Raw genomic sequence first — 866 nt, forward strand, 5'->3', positions numbered from 1 at the left:
CACGTCGACCAGTTCCGGCACCGCCCGCTGGGTGACGCGGGGCCGTTCACGTTTGTCGCGGCGGACGCGTTGACGATGAAGGTTCGTGAGGGCGGCCGGGTGATCAACGCGGTCGTGCTCGTCGCGACCGGCGTCAACGGCGACGGGCGCCGCGAAGTCCTCGGCCTGCGGGTCGCGACCAGTGAGACCGGGGCGGCGTGGAACTCGTTCTTCGCTGACCTCGTCGCCCGCGGCCTCGGCGGCGTCCGCCTGGTCACCAGCGACGCGCACGCAGGTCTCGTCGAGGCGATCGCGGCGAACCTGCCCGGAGCAGTCTGGCAACGCTGCAGGACCCACTACGCAGCGAACCTGATGAGCGTGACCCCGAAGGCGCTATGGCCGGCGGTGAAAGCGATGCTGCACTCCGTCTACGACCAACCCGACGCTGATGCCGTGAACGCGCAGTTCGACCGGCTGCTGGACTACGTCGACGGAAAGCTCCCCGCCGCGCACGAGCACCTCGACAACGCGAGAGCAGACATCCTCGCGTTCACCGGATTCCCCGAGGGACTCTGGCAGCAGATCTGGTCCAACAACCCCAACGAGCGCCTCAACCGCGAGATCCGCCGCCGCACCGACTCCGTCGGCATCTTCCCCAACCGCGACGCGATCGTCCGCCTCGTCGGCGCCGTCCTCGCCGAGATCACCGACGAATGGGTCGAAGGCCGCCGCTACCTCGGCCTCGAGATCCTCGCCAAGTCCCGCCTCACCCTCGTCACCGACACCAGAACCGAGGTGAACACCGACACCGTCCTCGAGCTCAGCGCCTAACCGAAAACAACAGCAGAAGGATCACCGACCGCTACACCACGTGCTGGGGCTTGACC

General features: G+C 67.9%; 1 protein-coding gene. It reads left to right on the plus strand.

The window, feature by feature from the left end:
• Positions 1–810, plus strand: an 810-nt coding sequence (locus WFM69_RS19270) for an IS256 family transposase (RefSeq protein WP_337007449.1), incomplete at its 5' end; no start/stop codon positions are given.
• Between the last annotated feature and the right edge of the window lie 56 nt (positions 811–866).

The organism is Microbacterium sp. LB12 (genome assembly GCF_037150835.1).
In the GTDB taxonomy this organism is placed as follows: Bacteria; Actinomycetota; Actinomycetes; order Actinomycetales; family Microbacteriaceae; genus Microbacterium.